Below are 3,919 nucleotides of genomic sequence, written 5' to 3'. Positions count from 1 at the left end.
CCGAAGGGGATTTTTTCTGCGCGGGCGGCAACCTCAACGTCCTGATCGAACGGCGCGCCATGTCCGAACCGGACCGGCGCGGCAAGGTGGACGAGCTGCACGATCTGGTGCGCGGCATCCGCAACTGCCCGGTGCCCGTCATCGCGGCGGTCGAAGGGGGTGCCGCGGGGGCGGGGCTTTCGCTGGCATTGGCCAGCGATTTCGTTGTGGCGGCGGAAAATGCGAAATTCACCGCAGCCTATGTCAAGGCCGGGCTGGTTCCGGACGGGGGGCTTACCTCTGCGATGGCGCGTATGCTGCCGCGGCCGTTCGCGATGGAGATGTGTCTGCTGGGCCGCGCCGTTCCGGCCACCCGGTTTGCCGAACTGGGGGCGGTCAACGTGATCTGCCCCGCAGGTCAGGCCATGGCGGAAGCGATGCTGCTGGCCGATGCGCTGGCGCAGGGCCCGCGTGAGGCGCAGGGGGTGATCCGGGGGCTGGTGGCGCTGGCCTATGAAACGACGGAGGCCCGTCAACTCGACGCCGAGCGCGACGCCATGGCGCGCGCTGCCGGGGGCGATGAGGCGGCGGAAGGCATTGCGGCCTTCCTCGAAAAAAGAAAACCGCGTTACGGCGACTGACGGCCCCGGAAGGGCGAGCGCCGAGAACGCATCAGGGAGGATCGCGCATGGCACGGGTAGAGGAATTTCTGGCAGGGCAGGTGGCCGAGCGGAGCAACGCGCCCGCGCTGAGCGACAGCACCGGCGTGGAATGGACCTACGGGGATCTGGACCGCGCCTCGGACGATCTGGCGCAGCGCCTGCGCGATGCGGGTGTCGCCGAAAACGATCGCGTCCTGATGCTTTCGGAGAACTGCGCGGCCGCGGTTGCCGCGCTCTTCGCGACATGGAAGGTCGGGGCGGCGATCATACCGGTCAACGCGCGCCAGACCGAAGCGGAAGTGCGCCGCATCCTCGATCACGCCACGCCTGCCGCTGTCCTGATGACCTGCCACGCCTCGCCCGATGCGACCGCCCATGCCGAAAGGCTGGGGGCGTCCGAAATCGAAGGTGCATTTGGCAAGTTGCATATTGTAAAGCCCGGCCCCAGCAATCCCGATCCGGATCTCTCCGACGTGGCGGTACTGCTCTATACCACCGGAACGACGGGCGATCCCAAGGGTGTGATGCTGACCCATGACAACGTCCGTTTCGGCGGCACGGCTTCGGCCAACCTGCGGGAAATGAGGCCCGATGATCTGATCTACGGTGTGCTGCCCATTACCCATGTGTTCGGTCTGGCCTCCGTGGTGACAGCCTCCTGCTATGCCGGGGCCGCCGTCCGGCTGGAAGCACGTTTTTCCGCAGCCAAGCTTTTTGCGGCGCTTCAAGACGGGGTGACGCTGCTGTCCGCCGTTCCGCAGATGCATGCCCTGCTGATGCAATACACCAAGGAGCAGGGTCTCACCTCGCTCGGCTCGGACCGGCTGCGCTATGTTTCCTCCGGGGCGGCGCCGCTCGATCCTGCGTGGAAACGCAAGGCGGAGGCGTTCTATGGCGTGGCCCTGCAGAACGGCTACGGCATGACGGAAACGACCGCGGGCGTCTGCGCCACGCGCAATCCCATCGGTTCGCCCGATACCTCGACGGGGCCCGCCTTGCCCGGTGTCGAAGTCCGTATCGACGACAGCGTGCCGGGCGGCGGCGAAGGCTCGGGCGAGGTGCAGACGCGCGGCGCGCATATCATGAAGGGCTACTACCGCAATCCCGAAGAGACGGCCAAGGCGCTGGACGCCGAAGGATGGCTGCGGACCGGCGATCTGGGCCGGATCGACGAACATGGTCACCTTCATATTCTGGGGCGCAGCAAGGAATTGATCATCCACGGGGGATTCAACGTCTATCCGCCCGAGGTCGAAGCGGCGCTGAACGATCACCCCAAGGTGATCCAGTCAGCGGTCATTGGCAGGATGAAAGACGGCGACGAGGAGGTGCTGGCCTTCGTCCAGATCGCGCCCGGGGACGATGTGACGGCTGAGGAACTGCGCACCTTCGTCAAGGAGCAGCTTGCAGGCTACAAACGTCCCAGCCAGATCGTGCTGGCGACGGAACTGCCCGCGGCACCCACGGGCAAGATACTTAAGCATCGGCTGTTGGCCGCGTTCGCGGACAGGCTCGACTGACGGCGCGGGGCGAAGGGTATGCCCCGCCCCAGACTGATCAGGTCCAGGTGCCTTCCGCCGCGGCGCGAATGGCGCGGATGTTTTCGCCGTAGGGCGCCGGATCCTGAACCGAGCCGCCCTTGAACACCGCAGATCCGGCCACGAGCACATCAGCGCCCGCCTTGACGACCGCCGGGGCGGTGCCGGGATCGACCCCGCCGTCGATCTCGATATGCACGGGGCGGTCGCCGATCATCTGGCGCAGCTTGCGGATCTTGTCTGTCATGTCGATGAACTTCTGCCCGCCGAAGCCGGGGTTCACCGTCATGACGCAGACAAGGTCCGTCAGATCGAGCAGATCCGCCACTGCTTCGGCAGGGGTGCCGGGGTTGATCGCCACCCCCCCCTTGCAGCCCGCCGCGCGGATCGCCTGCAGGGTGCGGTGAATATGCGGCCCCGCCTCGACATGGGCGGTCAGGATATCCGCCCCCGCCGCTGCGAAAGCGTCGATATAAGGGTCCACAGGCGCGATCATCAGGTGAACGTCCATCACGCCCTTGATATGCGGACGAATGGCGGCACAGGTTGCGGGGCCGAAGCTGATGTTGGGCACGAAGTGACCGTCCATCACATCAACATGCACCCAATCTGCGCCCTGCGCCTCCACCGCTTCGCATTCCGCGCCGAAGGCGGCGAAATCTGCGGCAAGGATGGAGGGGGCGATTTTCAGCGAACGGTCGAACGTCATGGCGGGCCTCTTTGGGGAACTGCGCGCGTCATAGCCGCCCGGGGCGCTGTTGGAAAGCGGCGGAGCCTCCGGCGGGGATTTTTTGCCATTTGGAAGCAGGATCAGAGATCGATTTCGACGATCCCGCCCGGTTCGGCTGCGCGGGATTGGCACAGGATGATCCGCTCTTTCCGCTGGGCTTGCGACAGGACATGATCGCGGTGGTCAACCGCGCCTCCGCGCAGACCGCATTGGCAGACCCCGCAGATGCCATCGCTGCATTTCAGTGGAACCGGAATGCCAGCGCGTACGAGCGCTTCGGCGGCAGACTGGTTTTGGGCGACCTCTACCATTCGCCCCGAGGCGAGCCGCAGCGTGAAGGGGTGGTTGGGCCGGTCCGGTACGGTCGGGGCGGCGAAATATTCGCGGTGAATGTTCGCTTCCGGCAGGCCCGCGTCTGCAGCCGCGCGGAGCATGTCAGCCATGTAGGTTTCGGGGCCGCAGATGTAGACATGGCTCCCTTGGGGCAGATCGGTCAAAAGCCGGGTCGCATTCAGGCGGCTGCCTTCGTCAGAGAGGTGCAGATAGGTTGCTTTGTGCCATTCCGTAGCGGCGAGATAATCGGCGAACCCGGCGCGTTCGCGCGTGGGGGCGGAGTAATGCAGCGCAAAGCCCCGCCCGAGGGCGTGCAGGCGGTGCGCGAAGGCGATCATCGGAGTGATCCCGATGCCCCCGCCCAGCAGGAGCGAGAAGGGGGCGGCTTCCTCCAGCGGGAAATGGTTCGCGGGTCGGGCCGCGAAGATGCGCCGCCCCGGCGTGAAAATCCGATGGGCCAGATCCGATCCGCCGCGTCCGGCGGTTTCGCGCAGCACGGCGATGCGGTAGCGGTGCCGGTCGGCGGGATCGCCTGTCAGGGAATAAGGTCTCAGAAATTCGGGTGCGACCACGATGTCGAGATGCGCGCCCGCCTCCCATCCCGGCAGGGGGCTACCGTCGGCTGCGCGCAGGTCAAAGAGGGTGACGCCCCCACCCAATGGGCTTACCCGGTCGAT

General features: G+C 66.1%; 4 protein-coding genes. 2 read left to right on the top strand and 2 right to left on the bottom strand.

Annotated features, from left to right (window positions below; genetic code table 11):
• On the top strand, window positions 1–620 hold a 620-nt coding region (locus A3764_RS14175; protein WP_067951698.1), incomplete at its 5' end, for an enoyl-CoA hydratase-related protein.
• Between the two features lie 47 nt (window positions 621–667).
• Window positions 668–2,161, top strand: coding sequence for a class I adenylate-forming enzyme family protein (locus A3764_RS14170; protein ID WP_067951697.1), 1,494 nt, complete (start codon window positions 668–670; stop codon window positions 2,159–2,161).
• A gap of 37 nt (window positions 2,162–2,198) precedes the next feature.
• Here A3764_RS14170 and rpe read toward each other — a convergent pair whose 3' ends face one another.
• Together rpe and A3764_RS14160 are read right to left on the bottom strand one after the other, a co-directional pair.
• Window positions 2,199–2,888, bottom strand: coding sequence for a ribulose-phosphate 3-epimerase (rpe, locus tag A3764_RS14165; protein ID WP_067923833.1), 690 nt, complete (start codon window positions 2,886–2,888; stop codon window positions 2,199–2,201).
• Window positions 2,889–2,989: 101 nt separating this feature from the next.
• The coding region (locus A3764_RS14160) for a PDR/VanB family oxidoreductase (RefSeq protein WP_150122191.1) at window positions 2,990–3,919 on the bottom strand (930 nt) is incomplete at its 5' end.

Source organism: Sulfitobacter sp. HI0129, assembly GCF_001635395.1.
Lineage (GTDB): Bacteria > Pseudomonadota > Alphaproteobacteria > Rhodobacterales > Rhodobacteraceae > Sulfitobacter.
Note: the sequence above shows the minus strand (reverse complement) of the source record. Positions and strands in the feature narration are given on the sequence as shown.